The 18,034-nt window shown below is 75.4% G+C and carries 17 protein-coding genes; 7 read left to right on the top strand and 10 right to left on the bottom strand.

Annotated features, from left to right (window positions below):
- Window positions 1-14 precede the first annotated feature (14 nt).
- The gene (locus tag CLV35_RS13715) at window positions 15-2,345 is read right to left on the bottom strand and encodes a hypothetical protein (protein ID WP_121194061.1); all 2,331 of its coding nucleotides are present in this window, start codon (window positions 2,343-2,345) and stop codon (window positions 15-17) included.
- A 108-nt stretch (window positions 2,346-2,453) separates the two neighbouring features.
- Entirely contained in the window at window positions 2,454-3,020 is a 567-nt protein-coding gene (locus tag CLV35_RS13710) for a M48 metallopeptidase family protein (protein WP_121194060.1), read from the bottom strand.
- A gap of 214 nt (window positions 3,021-3,234) precedes the next feature.
- On the opposite strand from CLV35_RS13710, the gene CLV35_RS20125 reads away from it, so the two are divergent.
- Both CLV35_RS20125 and CLV35_RS13705 read left to right on the top strand, forming a co-directional pair.
- Window positions 3,235-3,393 (top strand): DUF5679 domain-containing protein, encoded by a 159-nt coding sequence (locus tag CLV35_RS20125; protein WP_183061975.1) that lies wholly within the window; start codon window positions 3,235-3,237, stop codon window positions 3,391-3,393.
- A 114-nt stretch (window positions 3,394-3,507) separates the two neighbouring features.
- Entirely contained in the window at window positions 3,508-4,551 is a 1,044-nt protein-coding gene (locus CLV35_RS13705; protein ID WP_121194329.1) for a hypothetical protein, read from the top strand.
- On the opposite strand, the gene ligD is transcribed toward CLV35_RS13705, so the two are convergent.
- Entirely contained in the window at window positions 4,513-5,463 is a 951-nt protein-coding gene (ligD, locus tag CLV35_RS13700; RefSeq protein WP_121194059.1) for a non-homologous end-joining DNA ligase, read from the bottom strand. The two genes, CLV35_RS13705 and ligD, sit on opposite strands and share 39 nt — an antisense overlap.
- A 75-nt stretch (window positions 5,464-5,538) precedes the next feature.
- On the opposite strand from ligD, the gene ku reads away from it, so the two are divergent.
- The gene (gene ku, locus CLV35_RS13695; protein WP_121194058.1) at window positions 5,539-6,603 is read left to right on the top strand and encodes a non-homologous end joining protein Ku; all 1,065 of its coding nucleotides are present in this window, start codon (window positions 5,539-5,541) and stop codon (window positions 6,601-6,603) included.
- Window positions 6,604-6,875: 272 nt separating this feature from the next.
- Here the strand turns inward: ku and CLV35_RS13690 are convergent, their stop codons facing one another.
- From CLV35_RS13690 to CLV35_RS13675, 3 genes are all read right to left on the bottom strand, one after another.
- Window positions 6,876-7,151 carry a hypothetical protein gene (locus tag CLV35_RS13690; protein ID WP_121194057.1) on the bottom strand — a complete coding sequence of 92 codons (276 nt, stop codon included), beginning with the start codon at window positions 7,149-7,151 and terminating at the stop codon, window positions 6,876-6,878.
- Window positions 7,151-7,408 carry a WhiB family transcriptional regulator gene (locus CLV35_RS13685; protein ID WP_121194328.1) on the bottom strand — a complete coding sequence of 86 codons (258 nt, stop codon included), beginning with the start codon at window positions 7,406-7,408 and terminating at the stop codon, window positions 7,151-7,153. Before CLV35_RS13685 ends, CLV35_RS13690 begins: the two co-directional genes overlap by 1 nt.
- A gap of 537 nt (window positions 7,409-7,945) precedes the next feature.
- Window positions 7,946-10,009, bottom strand: coding sequence for an ATP-dependent DNA helicase UvrD2 (locus CLV35_RS13675; protein ID WP_121194055.1), 2,064 nt, complete (start codon window positions 10,007-10,009; stop codon window positions 7,946-7,948).
- 131 nt (window positions 10,010-10,140) lie between these two features.
- On the opposite strand from CLV35_RS13675, the gene CLV35_RS13670 reads away from it, so the two are divergent.
- Window positions 10,141-10,413: a mycoredoxin gene (locus CLV35_RS13670; RefSeq protein ID WP_183061974.1), complete on the top strand. Its 273-nt coding sequence runs from the start codon at window positions 10,141-10,143 to the stop codon at window positions 10,411-10,413.
- Window positions 10,414-10,420: 7 nt separating this feature from the next.
- Here the strand turns inward: CLV35_RS13670 and CLV35_RS13665 are convergent, their stop codons facing one another.
- The 4 genes from CLV35_RS13665 to CLV35_RS13650 form a co-directional block, all read right to left on the bottom strand.
- On the bottom strand, window positions 10,421-11,785 hold the full coding sequence (locus tag CLV35_RS13665; RefSeq protein ID WP_121194326.1) for a serine hydrolase domain-containing protein: 1,365 nt from the start codon (window positions 11,783-11,785) through the stop codon (window positions 10,421-10,423).
- Window positions 11,786-11,837: 52 nt separating this feature from the next.
- Complete coding sequence (locus tag CLV35_RS13660; protein ID WP_121194054.1) at window positions 11,838-12,593, bottom strand: hypothetical protein; 756 nt, start codon at window positions 12,591-12,593, stop codon at window positions 11,838-11,840.
- Window positions 12,594-12,669: 76 nt separating this feature from the next.
- The gene (gene nudC, locus CLV35_RS13655; protein ID WP_121194053.1) at window positions 12,670-13,563 is read right to left on the bottom strand and encodes an NAD(+) diphosphatase; all 894 of its coding nucleotides are present in this window, start codon (window positions 13,561-13,563) and stop codon (window positions 12,670-12,672) included.
- Complete coding sequence (locus CLV35_RS13650) at window positions 13,560-14,966, bottom strand: M20/M25/M40 family metallo-hydrolase (RefSeq protein WP_121194052.1); 1,407 nt, start codon at window positions 14,964-14,966, stop codon at window positions 13,560-13,562. Before CLV35_RS13650 ends, nudC begins: the two co-directional genes overlap by 4 nt.
- 115 nt (window positions 14,967-15,081) lie before the next feature.
- On the opposite strand from CLV35_RS13650, the gene CLV35_RS13645 reads away from it, so the two are divergent.
- Genes CLV35_RS13645 through CLV35_RS20525 form a run of 3 tightly spaced genes read left to right on the top strand, consistent with a single transcriptional unit; the run spans window position 15,082 to window position 18,031 of the window.
- Window positions 15,082-16,410 (top strand): sensor histidine kinase, encoded by a 1,329-nt coding sequence (locus CLV35_RS13645; RefSeq protein WP_121194051.1) that lies wholly within the window; start codon window positions 15,082-15,084, stop codon window positions 16,408-16,410.
- Entirely contained in the window at window positions 16,407-17,180 is a 774-nt protein-coding gene (locus tag CLV35_RS13640; RefSeq protein ID WP_121194050.1) for a DUF4097 family beta strand repeat-containing protein, read from the top strand. Before CLV35_RS13645 ends, CLV35_RS13640 begins: the two co-directional genes overlap by 4 nt.
- A gap of 5 nt (window positions 17,181-17,185) precedes the next feature.
- Window positions 17,186-18,031, top strand: coding sequence for an endonuclease/exonuclease/phosphatase family protein (locus CLV35_RS20525; RefSeq protein WP_407938214.1), 846 nt, complete (start codon window positions 17,186-17,188; stop codon window positions 18,029-18,031).
- The last annotated feature ends 3 nt before the right edge of the window (window positions 18,032-18,034 follow it).

Below are 18,034 nucleotides of genomic sequence, written 5' to 3'. Positions count from 1 at the left end.
CGTGGCGGAGGGCCCTACCTGAGCGTGAAGAGCGTGGGCGTGACCTGGGTGATCTCGAAGGAGCCGTTGGGCAACTGCACTCGGGTGTAGCGCCACCCCGCGATGACGCCGCTCCGGCTCACCGCGGTGGCGACCGAGTCGACGCCGCCGCTGGAGGGCATCGCGACGTAGGTGCCGGCCGTCCACACGGGAGGGCTGGGGACCTCGAAGACCTCGGCGACCACCTGACCACCCGCACCCAGCCGCGGGCCGCGGAAGGGACTGCGCAGGCCGAGCCGCGTCTCACGGCCACCTGCCCAGACGAGCGGGCTGTTCGCGAACAGAGAGCTGGACACCACCAGGGCGTCGCCCTCGTCGTCGAGGTCGTCGCGGCCGGCGTCGACCGCGTACTCGCTGCCGAGCAGGTGCACCCCCGTGTCGTCCGAGAGCCCGATGCGCAGTACCGGCGCGTCGGTCACCGGTGCGCACGGGTCGGTCCCGGCGAGCAGCAGGTCGTCACGCCGGTTCAGGGAGAGGACCCGCTGCTGCGCGCCCAGCCGGTGGTTGGTCGAGGCGCGTACCGCCCTGCCTCCGTGCCAGGTCCACACCTCGGTGGCGACGGCCTTCCGCTCGCCGCAGTCGACCGTCGCTCCGGGCACGTCGAAGGCGACGGTGCCCGCGTCGTTCACCTCGAAGTGCGCCGTGGGGCGGACGACGTGCCCGGGCACGGTGATGGGGTGGCTCGCACCGCCCGGGTCGACGAAGGCGACTCCGCTGGAGGTGGACCGGACGGTCCCGCCGAGCGAGTTGTAGGCCAGCACGCCCGGGCCGTCGAGGTAGGTCAGGGTGCCCCGGTGCCAGCGGAACGGTCGCGAGGGCACCGTGCCCGTGTGGGTCCCCACCCGTCCCAGCACGTCGCCGGCGTCGGTGACCTCGTCCACGTCGGCCACGGGGGCGGAGACGGTCACGTCGGTGATCCGGCCGTCGATCCAGACGACGGCGTGCACGCGGTCGTCCGGGTAGGGCTTGGTGGCGGTGCCCGCCACGACACGCCCTGACGGGCTGATGAGCGTCGGCGTGGTCGTCCACGAGGCGCCCAGCGAGGGCAGCGTCCGGCTCACCACGACCGACAGGAGCTCCCAGGCGATGTCGGTGCTGGACAGGATGCCGTCCGGAGAACGCCACTGGGCACCCGCGGTGACCAGGTGGCCGTCGAGAGAGGCGAAGTCGGGGAACTCGGAGGCAGAGCCCTCCGGCGCGGAGAGTGGGATCCAGGCGCCCTGGCGGTAGACCTCGAGCAACGAGCCCTGGACCACCAGCTCGCCGTGGGCGCCCAGGGCCACCAGGCGGAAGCCGCGGCCGTCGCTGAAGGGGCCGGCGACCTGCGTCAGCGAGCCGTGGGACCAGACCTCGACCCGGTCGCGGGCAGGCGCCTGGTCCGCCTCGTCGTGGACGGCGACGACACCCTGCGCGTTGACGAAGATCTCCCGGACCCCGGCACTGCCGAGGTCGTGCGTCGAGGTCCCGTCCCAGACCGCCAGCGCGACGGAGTCGGCCTGTCCGTCGAAGCACGGGTAGTCGCTCTGCAGGAGCAGGTCGCCGGCCGGCGTCCATGCACGCAGCACCACCGTCGTGGAGCGCGCGAGGCCGTCACTCACGGGCACCGCTGAGACCTTGCCTGCCCGCCAGACGAAGAACCGCGACGGCGGAGCGACGTCGTGCTCGCAGTCCACGGTCCCGCCGGGCACGCTCACGGCGACGGCCCGGTCCTCGGCCAGCAGGACGCCCTTGATGGTCGCGGGTGCCACGCCCGGGACCACGACCTCGGTGCGCGCGCTGCTGCCGGCGCGCACGAGGTAGAGCCGCTGGGACGCGGCGTCACGGACGACGGCGTCCCCGTGCTCGTTGGTCGCGACGGTGCCTGGCGGCCGCACAGGCGGGACGGGTGGGGCCGGCGTCTTCGGCGGGGTCGTGCGGGTGAGCCCGCCGCTGCGCCACCGGTAGTGGCGCAGACCCTGCCCGAAGTCGGCCCAGAGGCTGATGTCGCCGTTCTCGGCGATGGCAGTCGCGTAGGACTCGATGGACCGGGGCGCGAGGTCGACGACGCGCGAGTCCCGCCACAGCGTCGCGTGGCGCAGCCCGTTGGGGAGCTCGGACCACCCGACGAAGTCGCGCACCGAGTTGTAGTCCACGTAGTGGCTGAGGCCGCCGCCGAGACCCGGGAACTGGTAGGTCCGGACCTGGACCGGCGGTGCCGCCGGACCGGGGTCGGCGGCCGGCGCAGCCGAGGCGGTGGCTGGCGTGACCGAGAGGCCGGCGCACGTCAGCGCGACCGCAGTGCAGAAGGCAGCGAGCGTCTGCCGCATGGGATCCCCCGGGGAGTCGGTGTCCGGGGAGTCTCACGGTGCGCCGCAGCGGGGTCAACCCCGACCACGTGGACGGCGGGCGAACGGCGGCCGATCTGCGCCGCGCCGTCAGCTCAGCGAGGGCCCGGGCGGGTCGAGGTCGGCCGTCCCGGGCTGGCCGGCCTGCGTGACGAAGTCGATGCCCTCCAGGAAGCCCCTCGCGCGCTGCGTGCGGGGGTACCCCTCGAGCAGCGTCCAGAAGGCTGGGCCGTGGCCCGGCTCGAGCAGGTGGGCCAGCTCGTGCAGCAGCACGTAGTCGATGACCCAGGTCGGCACCCCGCGCAGCCGCGCGGACAGCCGGATCGAGCCGTCGGTGGGCGTGCACGAGCCCCAGCGGCTGCCCTGGTTCTCGACCCAGCGCACCGACTGCGGGCGGGCGAGCCCGCCGAGGAAGCGGCGGGAGAGGTCGGCGGCGCGCTCGTGCAGGGCGTCGTCGGAGGGGCTGCGCCGCTGCTCCTGCAGGTCGAGGCGCTCGAGCATGGTCCGCACCCAGCGCTGCTCCTGCGCGCTCGGGAGGCCGGCGGGCACCAGGACGACGACCGTGTCGCCCTCGCGGTAGGCCGAGACGGTGCGTCTGCGGCGGGCGCTGCGCCGCACCTCGACGCTCAGTCCGGTGGGTGAGGCCTCCGCGCTCATGACCGGACGCTACCGCGCCGCACCCCCTGCGCGCGGGGTTCTCCACCGTCGCGTCCCCAGGTTCTCCCCAGCTCTGTCCACAGGGTGGGGACGGCCGCCGGAGCCGCCGGAGCGGCGCGGCGCAGGCAGGCCCGGCCGCGCGTGTCGTAGGGTGACGCCTCGGAGCGCCCCGTGGTGGAACCGCCAGCTCCCGTCGACGAAGAAGGAGACCCCCATGGCCGAGAGCTACAGCGGCGACGCGTACTGCGTCAAGTGCAAGGAGAAGCGCGAGTTCACCGGCGAGGTCAAGGTGAGCGAGTCGGGCCGTCGCATGGCGCAGGGCATCTGCCCCGTCTGCGGCACCAAGCTCAACCGCATCCTCGGCAAGGCCTGATCCACCCCGTACGTCCTCGAGGGCGGCTCCCCTGAGGGGGAGCCGCCCTCGTGCGTTCCCCAGGCCTGTGGACGACGACCGCGGCGCCCGGCTCGGGTGGTCCACGCTGACCGGGTGCACCCCGTCCTCAAGACCGCCCTGCACCTGCTCTGGCGCGACCCGGGCAGCGTGCAGCTCGGCGTCGACCCCGAGCGGGCCGTCGTCGTGCAGGGCCTGGAGCCCGCCGAGCGCGCGCTGCTGAGCGGTCTCGACGGCTCGCTCGACACCGTCGACCTCGAGCGCTCGGCCGCACGGGCCGGGCTGGTGCCCGAGCGCGCCCGGGCGCTGCTGGCGCTGCTGCTGCGGGCCGGGGCGCTCGACGACCTCGGTGCGCGCGCTGCCCCGCTGGCCGGGTGGCGGGGCGACGTACGCGCCCGGCTGGCCCCCGACCTCGCCAGCCTCTCGCTGCTCCACCCCGCCCGCACGGACGGCGCGACCGCGCTGCTCGAGGCGCGCAGCCGCCGCTGGGTCGAGGTCCACGGCGCCGGGCGGGTCGGTGCGGGCGTGGCCCGGCTGCTCGCGGCGTCCGGAGTGGGCCGGGTGACCGTCGAGGACCCCGCCCGTGCCGGCGCCGCCGACGTCTCGCCGCTGGGCCTGCCTGCAGCGGCCGTGGGCATGCCGCGCGGGCGCGCGGCGGAGATCGCGGCGGCGGCGGACACCCCGCTAGCGGAGCGTCCCGCCGCCCGGGCCTCCCCCGACCTGGCGGTGCTGGCCGGCGCCGGACGGCCCGACCAGCGCACCGTCGACGCGCTGGTGCGCGCCGGGGTGCCCCACCTGCTGGCCGGCGTGCGGGAGACCGTGGCGGTCGTGGGGCCGCTGGTGGTGCCGGGCGTCACGAGCTGCCTGCGCTGCCTCGACCTGCACCGGCGCGACCGCGACCCCGGCTGGCCGGTGCTGGTGGCCCAGCTTATGGCCGGCGGACCCGACGTCGAGCCCTGCGACACGGCGCTGGCCGCGCTCGGGAGCGCCGCTGCCGCCGCCCAGGTCCTGGCCAACCTCGACGGCGCGAGGGACGGGCCCGCGCGCGACGGGGCGCTGGAGTACTCCTTGCCCCACGGCCTGCTGCGCCGGCGCAGCTGGTCAGCGCACCCCCTGTGCGGGTGCCGGTGGGTCCAGTAGCCGCTGGCGGCGCTCGAGCAGAGGGGCGAGCAGGTCCCCGAGCTCGTCGACCCGCGCGAGCACGTCCGGCGCGGTGAATCGCAGGTCCTCCGGGGCGCGGCACGCGGCCACCTCGTCCCACGTCACCGGCGTCGAGACGGTCGGCGCCTCCCGGGCGCGCAGCGAGTAGGGCGCAACCGTGGTCTTCGAGCCGTTGTTCTGGCTCCAGTCGATGAGCACCTTGCCCGGACGCAGCGCCTTCGTCATGCGCGAGACGACCAGGTCGGGGCGCTCGCGCTCCAGGTGCTCGGCCAGCGCGCGGGCGAAGGCGTGCGTGCGCTCCCACGGCGTCGTCGCGACCGGCACGCACAGCTGCATGCCCTTGGAGCCGCTGGTCTTGGCCCACACCTCGAGACCGCCCCACTCGGGCCGGACCAGCGTGGTGCGGATGAGCTGGGCCACCTCGCTGCACTCGACGACCGTCGCCGGCGGGCCCGGGTCGAGGTCGAGCACCACGAGGTCGGCACCGCGCACGCCGCCGCGCGGGCCCACGGTCCACTGCGGCACGTGCAGCTCCAGGGCGGCGAGGTTCGCCAGCCAGACCAGCGTGGCCAGCCCCTCGACCACGACGTAGTCGATGGTCTCGCGGCCCTTCGTGCTGCCCGGCGAGTCGAGCGTGACAGTGCGCACCCAGTCGGGCGTGTGCTTCGGCGCGTTCTTCTCGAAGAAGTCGCCGCCTTCGACGCCGTCGGGGTAGCGCTTGCGCGTCGCGGGCCGTCCGGTCAGGTGCGGGAGCAGCACGGGCGCGACCCGCGCGTAGTAGTCGATGACCTCGCCCTTGGTGAAGCCCGTCGCCGGGTACATCACCTTGTCGAGGTTCGAGAGCATCAACCGGCGTCCGTCGACCTCGACCGGCGTCTTCGTGGCGGCCATGTCGTCCCACTCCCCGGCTCGCGCGTCCGGCATGCAGAGTTTCCCTGCGGCCGAAGATCGGGAACACTGTGCCGCATGCAGGCCATCTGGAAGGGCACGGTGTCGTTCGGGCTCGTGTCGATCCCGGTGCGGCTCTACGCCGCCACCGAGGAGAAGGGCGTGTCCTTCCGACAGGTCCACGACGCCGACGGCGGGCGCATCAAGTACAAGCGCGTGTGCTCGGTCGACGGCGAGGAGGTCGCCTACCGCGACATCGTCAAGGGCTACGAGCTGCCCGACGGCGACACCATCGTGCTCACCGACGAGGACTTCAGCGCCCTTCCGCTCGCGACCAAGCGCGTCATCGACGTGCTGCAGTTCGTGCCGCTCGAGCAGGTCGACGGCGTCTACCTCTCCAAGCCCTACTACCTCTCGGCCGAGGGGCCCGGCACCAAGCCCTACGTCCTGCTGCGCGACGCGCTGGAGGGTGCCGGCCGGGCGGCGCTGGTCAAGGTGGCGCTGCGCAACCGCGAGTCGCTCGCGGTGATGCGCCCGAAGGACGGCGCCCTGCTCGTCCAGACCATGCTGTGGCCCGACGAGGTGCGCGACGCCGCGCCCTTCGCGCCCGAGCAGGAAGTCACGGTCCGCGACCAGGAGGTCGCGATGGCCCAGTCCTACATCGAGACGCTGTCGGGCGACTTCGACCCGTCGGGCTTCACCGACGACTACCGCGTGGCGCTCGAGCAGCTCGTCGAGGCCAAGGTCAACGGGCGCGAGGTGCCCGAGACCGAGGAGCCCGAGGACAGCGGCGGCCAGGTCGTCGACCTGATGGCCGCGCTGCGCGCGAGCGTCGAGGCCGCGCAGTCGCGCCGCGCGGGCACCGACACCGCGACCGCGCCCGCCGCCCGGGCCGCGTCGCCGTCGAGCTCGGGCGGCGGGACGACGAAGACGGCCGCCGCCGCGACGAAGGCGCCGGCGAAGAGCACGGCCGCTGCCAAGAAGGCCCCGGCCAGGGCGGCAGCGAAGTCCACCACGACGAAGTCCACCACGACCGGGTCCACCGCGGCGGCGAAGAAGACCGCGACGAAGAAGGCCGCCACCGCTTCGACCGCTGCCAAGAAGGCACCGGCGAAGAAGACGGCGGCGAAGAAGTCGGCCTAGCGGCGCGGTCGCGCCTCGAGGAGCGCGGCGGCCAGGGCCCGCCGTACGACGTAGACGGACAGTGATCGAGAACGTAGGGGTGTGCGGATCGTGGGTGTCATGGAGTTCCTGCTCGCGGTGGGGCTCGTGCTGCTGCTGATGTGCCTCGGCACGGCAGCCGTTGCCGTCATGGGTGCGCGCAAGGCGAAGCGGGCCCGTCACTGACGAACCCGGGGCAGGCGCCGTACCGCCCGGCGCAGGTGACGACGCCGAGCGGTACGACCGTGCTTGCCTCAGCCGGCGGGCGTGCGCCGCTGGAGGCGGTAGGTGCGAGCCTCGGCGAGCAGCCGGCGGCGGGTGCGGCCGGCCTGCGCCTCGTCGAGGCGCCGCGCATGCTCTGCGCGTGCGAGTGCTTCGTTGAGCAGCAACATCTCGGTGCTCCGGATCGTGGTGCGGATGGTGGGTGCGGGCGACCGGGCCACAGTGGTGTGCAGTGGCATGACCGGGCGGCCCGAGTGGTCCAGCGTGGTGGGCGCGCTGGCCGTGAGCGCGGTGAGGCAGCTGAGCATCAGGCGGCCACCTCGGTCTTGCGCGGACGTCCCCGCGGACGCTTGCGCGCCACGATCACGCCCTGGACGAACAGCTCGCCGCCCCAGACGCCCCACGGCTCCTGACGCTCGAGCGCCCCTTCGAGGCACTCGTCACGCAGCGGGCAGGTGCGGCACAGGGCCTTGGCCTGCTCGACGTCCTGGGGCGACTCGGCGAAGAACAGCTCCGGGTCGTCGGCGCGACAGGGGATGTTGTCGTCGACAACCCCTATCGACATCGATAGCTCCAGCAGTTGCACGGTGCCTCCTACCTCGGGTCTTGGACTGTTGACGGTGCGTCGGTGGACTTCTCAGCGGTGGAGAGGAGATCCACCTCGGCAGGTGCTGCCCTTGCGAGCAAACAAAAGGGCCGCGGATCCCGGTGAGGGGTTCCGCGGCCCTGGAGGCGCCGTCCGGTGGTCAAGCCGGAGGTTTCCAGGGCGTGGGACCCAGCACTCGGGGGGAGACCCAGCGCTGCTTCGACGTGGCTACTGCGGCCGCATCGGTGCCCGCGAAGGGACCGGTGGCGACGCGCGCAGCTGCGCCGGCAGCCACGGGCATGCAGAGGTTCGCGACCGCGGCGGCAGGGACCTGCACCGGGGCCGCTACGTGCACGGGCGCGGCACCGTGGACCACGAGCGTGCGCGTCTGCGAGATCGACGTCGTCAGCATCGTCAGCACTGGATCCACCTGCCTTCCCGCTCCGGGGCGTCCGGGGATGCTCCCCGGCGCGTGAGAAGACGGTAGCGCCGCGGGTGTGACGCGGGCAACCCTATTTAGCGGGAGATCTCGCTGGGCTCGGCGCCGCGCACGATGGCGAGCACGTCAGCGCCGTACTTCGCCAGTTTTGTTGCGCCCACACCGGAAACTCGCGACATCGCGCGCTCGTCGGCCGGCAGCGCCTCGGCGATCTGGGCCAGGGTGGCGTCCGTGAAGACGACGTAGGCGGGCAGCGACTGCTCCTTGGCCTGCGCCGCGCGCCAGGCGCGCAGCCGCTCGAAGACGGCCTCGTCGTAGGCGGGCGGGCAGTCGTCGCAGCGCCCGGTCTTGCGCTCGGCCGGCGAGCCGAGCGGGCGCCCGCAGCTCGAGCACGTGGTCGCGAGGGCCCGGCGCCCGCTGCCGCTGCCGCCGGCGCCGGTGGAGGCCGAGCGGGTCTCCGGGCGCAGGCCGTCGAGGAAGCGCGACGGGCGCCGCCCCCGCGCCCGCGACCACGAGAGCACGAGGTGCTCCCGGGCACGGGTCAGCCCGACGTAGAGCAGCCGGCGCTCCTCCTCGACCGCCTCGGGGGTGTCGGCGAAGCTGATGGGCAGCAGCCCCTCGACCAGTCCGACGACGAAGACGGCGTCCCACTCGAGGCCCTTGGCGGCGTGGAGCGAGGCGAGAGTGACGCCCTCGACGGTCGGCGCGTGCTGGGCCGACGCGCGCTCGTCGAGCTCGACGACGAGGGCGTCGAGGGTCGCTCCCCCCGGGAGCTCGTCGGCGAGCCGCACGATGGCGGACAGCGACTCCCACCGCTCGCGCACCGCGCCCGCCCCGCGGGGCGCCTCGCTCGACCAGCCGGTGCTCGACAGCACGGCCCGGGCGGCCTCTCCCGCAGGGTCTGCGCCCGAGCCGGAGCGTGCCGCGCCGCGCAGCAGCAGGTGCGCCTCGCGCACCTCGCGCCGCTCGAAGAACCGCTCCCCGCCGCGCAGGACGTAGGGCACCGAGGCCTCGGCGAGCGCGGACTCGTAGGCCTCGCTCTGCGCGTTGGTGCGGAACAGCACGGCGATCTCGCTGGCACGCAGCCCCGACGCCACCAGCCGCGCGGCTTCCCGGGCGACGGCGTCGGCCTCGGCCGCCTCGTCGGCGTGCTCGAGGTAGCGCACCTCCGGCCCGGCCGGGCGCTGGGCGACGAGCTGGAGCCGCTGGTCCTTCGGTCCGGTGGCGCGCGAGAGCACCGCGTTGGCCGCCGCGACGACCTGCGGCGTCGAGCGGTAGTCGCGCACCAGGCGTACCTCGGTGGCGTGCGGGTGGCGGCGGCGGAAGCCCATGAGGTGCTCAGGGCTGGCCCCGGTGAACGAGTAGATCGTCTGGCTGGGGTCCCCCACGACGCACACCTCGTCGCGCCCGCCGAGCCAGAGGTCGAGCAGGCTCTGCTGGAGCGGGTTGACGTCCTGGTACTCGTCGACGACGAAGCGGGAGTACTGCCTGCGGACTGCGTCGGCGACCGTGCGGTCGTCGGCGAGCAGGCCGACCATGAGCACGAGGACGTCCTCGAAGTCGATCAACCCCCGGGCCCGCTTCGCCTCGTCGTAGGTGGAGAGCAGCCGGGCGGTGCTCGCGGCGTCGAGCCCGGCCGGCGGCACCCGTCCGGCCCGCGCGGCGGCGGCCGGGTAGTCCTCGGCACTGACCTGCGAGACCTTGGCCCACTCGACCTCGGCCGAGAGGTCGCGCACCGCGCTGCGGTCGGTGGGGAAGCGCAGGCGGGAGGCCGCCTCCGCCACGAGCGGCGCCTTGTGCGCCGCGATGGTCGGCAGCTCGCCCCCGACGGCGCGCGGCCAGAAGTACTGCAGCTGGCGCAGGGCGGCGCTGTGGAACGTGCGCGCCTGCACGCCCTCGGCGCCCAGCCCGCGCAGCCGGCTGCGCATCTCCCCCGCTGCCCGCGCGGTGAAGGTCACGGCCAGCACCGACTGCGGCACGTAGACGCCCGACGCGACGCCGTAGGCGATGCGCGAGGTGATCGCGCGGGTCTTGCCCGTGCCCGCCCCGGCCAGCACGACGACCGGACCGGTGAGGGCCAGCGCCACCTGGCGCTGCTCGGGGTCGAGGCCCTCGAGGATCTCGTCAGGTGTCGGTCGCACGGCCCCATCGTCTCAGGCGCGCGCACCCCGCGGGAGCATGCGGTGCCCGGCCTGGGGAAGCATTCGCAGGGTGCACGCGGTTGTGCACAGGGCGGCCGGGACGCGGCCGCACGCCGACGCGAGGAGCAGCGATGACGAGCGAGTCGACCAGTCCGACGGGCAGCAACGCGGTCGTCATGTACTCGACGACGTGGTGCGGCTACTGCCGCCGGCTGAAGTCCGCGATGGACCGCGCCGGCGTCGCCTACTCCGAGGTCGACATCGAGCAGGACCCCGCGTCGGCGGCACTGGTCGAGAAGGTCAACGGCGGCAACCGCACCGTGCCGACCGTGGTGTTCCCCGACGGCAGCGCCATGACGAACCCCAGCCTGCGCGACGTGCAGTCGCGCCTCGCCGGCGTCTGACCGGCTCCTAGACCGTGCGCCAGCCCGGCGGCTCCACGCCGCCGGGCTGGAGCTCGGGCGGGTCGTAGGGCGCGCGCGTGAGCACGAACGTCGCGATGTCGAGCGAGGTGACCGAGCCGTCGGCGCCGCGGACGACCCGCAGCGCCTCTCCCGCGTAGTAGCCGTCGATCCCCACCCACTCCTCGCCCCTGCGGCGGAAGCGCGCGGCGCGGCCGACGCCCTGCAGCGTGAGGAGGTCGAGCGTGTCGGGGCCGGTCAGGCGCACGGCGAGCGGCGTGACGCCCCAGTACCACGGCCCCGCGATCTCGAGGTCGGCTGCTGCGACCTCGGTCGCCGGCCGCCACGCCGGGGCGACGTAGGGCTCGTGCTCGGCGACCAGGGCCAGCAGGTCGGCCCCGATCGAGCCGTCGAGCCCCACCGTCGAGTTGGCCACCACCAGCGAGGCCGTCTGCTGCTCGCGCTCGACCAGGAACGAGGCCAGGAAGCCCGGCATGGACCCGCCGTGCCCCACGAGCAGCGCGCCGGTCGCCGTGCGGTGCACCTGGAGGCCCAGGCCGTAGCCCGACCACCCGCTGGGCCGCGCGTCGACGACGCCCGGGGTGGCCATCTGCTCGACCGTCTCGGGCGCGAGCACCTCCGGCGCGAGGCCCAGGAACACCCGCGAGTAGGCGGCGAGGTCGCGCAGCGTCGACCACAGCTGCCCCGCGGGTGCCATGGCGCCCGCATCAGGTGTCGGCTCGGGCAGCACCAGGTCGGCCCACGGGTGGACGGCGAGCCCGGTCGCGGCCGGCGGCTCGGGCATCGGTGAGGTGCGGGTCATGCCCAGGGGCTCGAGGACCTCGCGACGCACGCAGTCGACCCAGGGCGCGCCGCGCCGGGCCTCGACGACCGCGCCGAGGATGCCGAAGCCCACGTTGGAGTAGTGGAAGCGGACGCCCGCGTCGTGGACCCGGTGCTCCTGCCCGAGCGAGCTCGCCAGCGCGTCGAAGCCGGCGCCCGGCGTGCGCTCCCACCACTGCCCGGGAGACTCGGAGGTCAGGCCGGCGCTGTGGGCCAGCAGCTGGCCGACGGTCACGTCGCCCACCGGAGTGCCCGGCGCGTGCCGGCCGACCGGGTCGTCGAGGCGGAGCAGTCCCTCGTCGCGCAGCCGCATCACCAGCACGGCGACGAAGGTCTTGGTGATCGAGCCGATGCGGTACTGCGTGTCGGCGTCGGGCACCGCTCCCTCGCGCGTGCCGTCGACGGTGCCGCGGCCCGCGGCCCAGGTCAGCTCGCCGGCCTGCACGACGCCGGCGGCGAGCGAGGGCAGCCGGCCCTGCCGCTGCGAGCGCGCAGCACGGGCGAGCAGGCGGGCCTCGAGATCGGGTCGCATGCCACCCACGCTAACGGCTGGCGCGGCGTCTGCCGCCGTCGTCCACAGCCCGCTAGGCGTCTGCCGGACCGTCGGCCCCGCCGCCGCTCCCGCTGCCGCCGCCGCCGTCCAGCCAGTCGTACGCGCTGCCGTCCCAGCCGCTGGCGCCGTCGTCGGTGCCCTCGGACGTCGCGTCGTCAGTGCCGCTCGTGCTGTCGCCAGTGCCGTCGGACGTGCCGTCGTCGGTGCCGCCGGACCCCGGGTCGTCGATCGTCGGGTCAGGCAGCTCGGGCGGCTCGCCGCTGTCGTCCGGGCCCGGTCCCACGACCCGGCTGCTGCTGGTGCCGGTCCCGGACGTGCCGGTCGCCGGCGCGCGGCCGGAGCCCGCCGACGGGGCCGGCCGCGGCGTCGCAGCCGGTGCGCGCCGGGCGGCGGGCTCGCGCACGCCCTCGACGGTGTCGCGCCCGCCCTCGCCGAGCAGGGTGTCGCGGCCGCCGCCGCCGACGAGGACGTCGTCGCCCGGACCGCCGTGCACGACGTCGGCCTGCGGCCCGCCGCACACCAGGTCGTCGCCGGCGAGCGCCCAGACGGTGTGCCGCCCGCCGGTGACCACGATGACGTCGCGGCGGGCGGTGCCCCGGACCGTCGCGGGCGAGGTGCGGGTCACCACCAGGGTGGCCGCGTGCCCCAGGCAGCGCGGGACGGCGGTGCGGTGCGGCGTCCGGTGGGCGGTGTGCCCGGAGCCGGCTGCCAGGGCTGCCGGTGCCGCCACCGGGACGGCCACCAGCGCCGGCACCAGCGCGGCGACGAGGCGGGTGCGGGTGCTCATGCCCGGTGCTTCGGCAGCACGGGCCACCGGCCTGATAGTCCGGCAGGCGCGGGGCTGACGCCCCGGGAGGAGCGCCTCAGCGCCAGGTGCCCTCGGCGGGCAGCTCGGCGCCGTACCAGTGCTCGATCAGCCGCCGGGCGATGGAGACCGCGGGCGGCAGGCGCAGGGTGCCCGCGGCGGTCTCGCGGCCGAACTCCTCGCGGCTGACCCACCGGGCCTGCGCGATCTCGACCTCGTCGGCGCGCAGCTCGGTGGTCAGCGCCCGGCCGGTGAAGCCGAGCATCAGGCTGGCGGGGAACGGCCAGGCCTGGCTGCCGAGGTAGGTGACCTCACCGACGGTGACGCCGACCTCCTCGGCGACCTCGCGGCGCACGGCCTGCTCGAGGCTCTCGCCCGGCTCGACGAACCCGGCCAGCGTGCTGAACCGGCCCTCCGGCCAGGACGCCTGCCGGCCCAGCAGCAGCCGGTCGTCGGCGTCGACGATCGCCATGATGACCGCGGAGTCCGTGCGGGGGTAGTGCTGTGTGCCGTCGACCGGGCAGTGGCGCACGTGGCCGCCGTCGGTCACCTCGGTCGCCGCGCCGCAGCGCGGGCAGTGGGTGTGGGTGGCGTGCCAGTTGGCGAGCGCGACGGCGTTCACCGCCAGCCCGACGTCGCGGGCGGCCAGCAGGGTGCCGACCTCGCGCAGCGTCACCGCACCCTCGGGCGCGTGCTCGCCGACGGGCAGCAGGGCGAAGTACGCGGTGTCCTCCGGGTCGAGGCCGAGGAACACCCGGCGCTCCGGCGGCGCGTCGAGGGCGGACTCCAGGACCAGCGCGTCGTCGTGCACGACGAACCGGCCGCCCGGGTAGACGCGCAGCACCCGGCTGCCCGGGTCCTTCCACCGCAGCTCGAGCTCCTCAGGCCGGGTGCGCAGCTCGGCCGCGCGGTCGATCCCGGAGCGCGAGAGCGCCAGCTCGCCGAGGCTCACGCGTGCTCCCTGCGGACGGTCTCGGCGCCGAGCGCCGCCAGCTCGTCCCAGAGGTGCGCCGCGGACTGCGCGCCCTTGAGCAGCGTGGGGATGTGGGCGTTCTCGTTGGGGGCGTGGCAGCCGGCGTCGGGCAGCGTCGCGCCGAGGTAGACGAGCGGCACGCCGAGCGCCTCCTGGATGTCGGCCTCGGGCCCCGAGCCGCCCTCGCGCGTCACGCGCACCGGCACCCCGAACGCGGTCTCCATCGCGCGGTGCAGCGCCTGCAGGGCCGGCGCGTCGAGGGAGGTGGAGCAGGCGCGTACGCCGTCGCCCTCCCACTCGAGCGAGAGCTGCGCGCCCGACGGGGCGCAGTCGGCCAGCCAGGCCTCGACGGCCTCGCGAACCTTCGCGGGCTCCTGGCCGGCGACGATGCGGAACGACACGTGGGCGTGGGCCTCGCGCGGCACGATCGTCTTGCTGCCGGCGCCGACGTGGCCGCCCCAGAATCCGTTGACCTCGGCGGTCGGCCGGCACCACACCCGTTCGAGCGTCGTCCAGCCGGCCTCGCCGGAGGCGACGCGGGAGTGGGCGTTCGCCAGCCACTCCTGCTCGTCGAAGGGCAGCGACGCGATGAGCGCGCGCTCCTCGTCGCTGGGGTCGACGACGCCGTCGTAGAAGCCCGGCACGGCGACGCGGCCGTCGTCGTCGTGGAGCCGGCCGAGGATGCGGGCCACAGCCGTGGCGGGGTTCAGCACCGCGCCGCCGAACGAGCCGGAGTGCAGGTCGACGTCGCGCGCGACCAGGTCGAGGTGCAGGTAGAGCATCCCGCGCAGCCCGATCACGGTCGAGGGCACGTCCTCGGCCCACATGCCGGTGTCGGAGACGACCACCACGTCGCAGGCCAGGCGCTCGCGCTGCGCGGCCAGCAGGGCCGGGAAGTGCGGCGAGCCCGACTCCTCCTCGCCCTCGACGAGCAGCTTGAGCGTGACGGCGGGAGCGCTGCGGCCGCCGGCCTCCAGGTGCGCGCGCAGGCCGAGCAGGTGCATGGCGACGTGGCCCTTGTCGTCCGCGACGCCGCGGGCGTAGAGCCGGTCGCCCTCGACGCGCGGCTCGTAGGGCGGGCGCACCCACTGCTCGAGCGGCTCGACCGGCTGCACGTCGTGGTGCGCGTAGACGAGCGCGACGGGAGCGTCCGGGTCGTCGGCCGGCCACTCCGCGTAGACGGAGGGCAGCCCCGGCGTCTCCCACAGCTCCACGGTGGGGAACCCGGCCGAGCGCAGCGCGGCGGCGAGCCACTCGGCGCTGCGCCGCACCTCACCGGCGAGCGCGGGGTCGCCGGACTGGCTCGGGATCCGCAGCCACTCGACGAGCTGGTCGAGCCACTGGTCGGCCTGCGCGGCGACGACGTCGGCAACGGTGGTCACCCGGCGACACTAACCGTGGGACGGCGTACCGGCACGAGGGGTAGGGCCATCCCCACCCCCGACCGGCCAGCACGCCTCATGGCGGCCGGTCCACCGCTTCCCTAGCCTCGAGGACGTGTCCGAGACCACTGCACCCGTCGGCGGCGACGCCCCCGCCCCACCCGCCGAGAGCCCGCCCGCCCCCGCGCGGGCCGAGGCCGCCGAGGGCGCCTCGCTGCCGGCGCTGCTGCCGAGCGTGGCGCACGTCGCGCTCGACCTGCTGGTGGCCGTCGTGCCCTTCACCGTCGTGGTTGTGCTCCTGGCGCTGTCGCTCAGCCTGATGGTGCTCTTCCTGCTCGGGGTTCCCCTGCTGCTGCTGACCTTCGCGGCCAGCCGGGCGTTCGCGCGGATGCAGCGCGGGCGCATCGAGGCGGTGCTCGGCGTGCGCATCCCCGCCCCCAGCCCGCCCCGGCGCGGCGGCGGGCTGGTCGAGCGGGCCCGGGCCGAGATCAGGAGCGGCACGCAGTGGCGCCAGCTGTCCTACCACCTGCTCGCGCTGCCCTTCGCGGTCGTGACCAGCGTGCTCGCGTTCGGCGTGCCGGGCTGCGGTCTCGCGCTCGCGACGGTGCTCGGCTGGAGCGCGCGGATGGACCGCTCGCAGCTGGCGGTGCTGCGCGACGGGTGGACGCTGCCGGCCTGGACCTTCCTCGGCGTCATGGTGCTGTTCCTGGCGCCGTGGGGCGTGCGCGCCGCAGCAGCGGGCGACGTCTGGCTGGCGCGCACCCTGCTCGGGCGCGACGAGCGGGCCGAGCTCGCTGCCCGCGTCGACACGCTGACCGAGACCCGGGCCGGCGTCGTGGCCGCCGCAGACGCCGAGCGCCAGCGGATCGAGCGCGACCTGCACGACGGCGCCCAGCAGCGGCTCGTCTCGCTCGCCATGAGCCTGGGCCGCGCGCAGAACCGGCTCGAGACCGACCCGGAGGGCGCCCGCGAGCTGCTGGCCGAGGCGCACCGCGAGGCGAAGCTCGCCATGACCGAGATCCGCGACCTCGCCCGCGGCATCCACCCCTCGATCCTCACCGACCGCGGGCTCGCCGCAGCGCTCGCGCCGGTGGCCGCCCGGCTGCCCCTGCCCGTGCACCTCGACATCTCGGTCGACCCGCGTCCGGCCCCCGACGTCGAGGCGGTCGCCTACTACACGGTGGTCGAGGCGCTCACCAACGTGGCGAAGCACGCCGACGCCCGCGAGGCCAGCGTCCTGGCCCGCCGCGTGGGCGACACCCTGCTGCTCGAGGTGCGCGACGACGGCCGGGGCGGCGCCGACACCGCCCGCGGGAGCGGCCTGCGCGGCCTGGCCGGCCGGCTCGCCGGCGTCGACGGCACGTTCTCCGTCACCAGCCCCCCGGGCGGTCCGACCGTCGTGCGGGCCGAGCTCCCCGCCCCTGCCGAAGGAGCGCAGGCATGAGCCGGCACCCCGCCCGTACGCCCCTGCTCGTGGTCGGAGCGGTCTTCGCCGTCCTGGGCATCGGCTGGACGGCGCTCAACCTGGTCATCGTCATGGCGCGGCACTCCGCGTCGTCGACCTCGTCGGTCGCCGGCACCGTCACCGCCGTGCGCGTCGCGCCCTCCAGCTGGTGCGGCGGCTCGGTGCACGTGGTCGGCGAGGACCGCACCGACGCGGCCCTGTCGTGGAAGGACTCCTGGTCGCTGGCGCGCCCCCGCCACAACGTCACGCTGGAGGGGACGACACTCGTGGTGCGCATGTCGTGCCCCGCGTCGATCGGATGGACCCCCGCCGTGACCCTCACCCTGCGCGTGCCGCGCGCCACCAGCCTCGACCTGCGGGCCGACGACAGGCTCAGCGTCCAGGGCACCCGGGGCCGGCTCAAGGCGCGCACGGACAGCGGCTCGCTCACGGTCACCGACGTCGTCGGCGACCTCGACCTCGGCACCGACTCCGGAGCGGTCCGCGCCAGCGGCGGGTCGGCGGCCACGGTGCAGGCGCACGCCGACTCCGGCGACGTGCGGCTCGACCTGCCGGCGGTGCCCGACGCGGTCACCGTGACCACCGACTCCGGCACGGTGCGGGTGGCGGTGCCCGGGACGGTGGGCTACCGCGTCGGCATCGAGACCGACTCGGGCTCCCGCACCGTACGCGTCCGCCAGGACTCCGCCTCCGCGCACCGGGTGACGGCGCACACCGACTCCGGCGACGTGACGGTGCTGCCGCGGTGACCGCGCTGCGGCTCGCGACCTGGAACCTGCTGCACGGGGTGTCGACCACGGACGGCACGGTGTCCGAGGCGGCGCTGCGGTCGGCGGTGACCGCCCTCGACGCCGACGTCCTCGGCCTGCAGGAGGTCGACTCCGAGCAGCCGCGCTCCCACGGGCTGCGCGAGGCGGCGGTCGCCGCCGACGCGCTGGGCGCGGTGGACTGGCGCTGGCTGCCGACGCTGGTGGGTACGCCGGGGCGCCACCGCACGTGGCGACCGACCGTCCTCGGCGAGGTCGTGCAGGGCTCGCCGGCCTACGGCATCGCGCTGCTCTCGCGGCTGCCGGTGCTGCGCTGGGCCGAGCTGCGGCTGGCCGCGGCGCCGTTCGGCGCGCCCCTCGTGGTGCCCGGCGACCCCCGCCCGCGCGTGGTCGTCGTGCCGGACGAGCCGCGCGCCGCCCTGGCCGCGGTCGTGGAGACCGCGGACGGCCCGGTCTCGGTCGTGACCGCGCACCTGTCGTTCGTCCCGGGCTTCAACGTGCGCCAGCTGCGGCAGGTGGTGCGCTGGGCACGGGCCGAGCTGCCGGCCCCGCGCGTGCTGCTCGGCGACCTCAACCTGCCGGGCGGGCTGCCCGGGCGGGTCTCCGGGTGGCAGCAGGTCGGCCGGGTGCCGACCTACCCGTCGGCCCGGCCGCGCCTCGCGTTCGACGCGGTGCTGGGCGACGGGCTGTCGGGCTGGTCGGCGTCGGAGCCGCGCGCGGTGCCGCTGCCCGTCTCCGACCACGCCGCGCTGGTGCTCGAGCTGAGCAGCGCCTCGAGCTCGGCCCGGCCGGGCAGCGGGTCGGGCCGCTCGACGACGCCGCTCGCGACGTAGAGG

The organism is Motilibacter peucedani, assembly GCF_003634695.1.
Taxonomy (GTDB): Bacteria; Actinomycetota; Actinomycetes; order Motilibacterales; family Motilibacteraceae; genus Motilibacter; species Motilibacter peucedani.
Note: the sequence above shows the minus strand (reverse complement) of the source record. Positions and strands in the feature narration are given on the sequence as shown.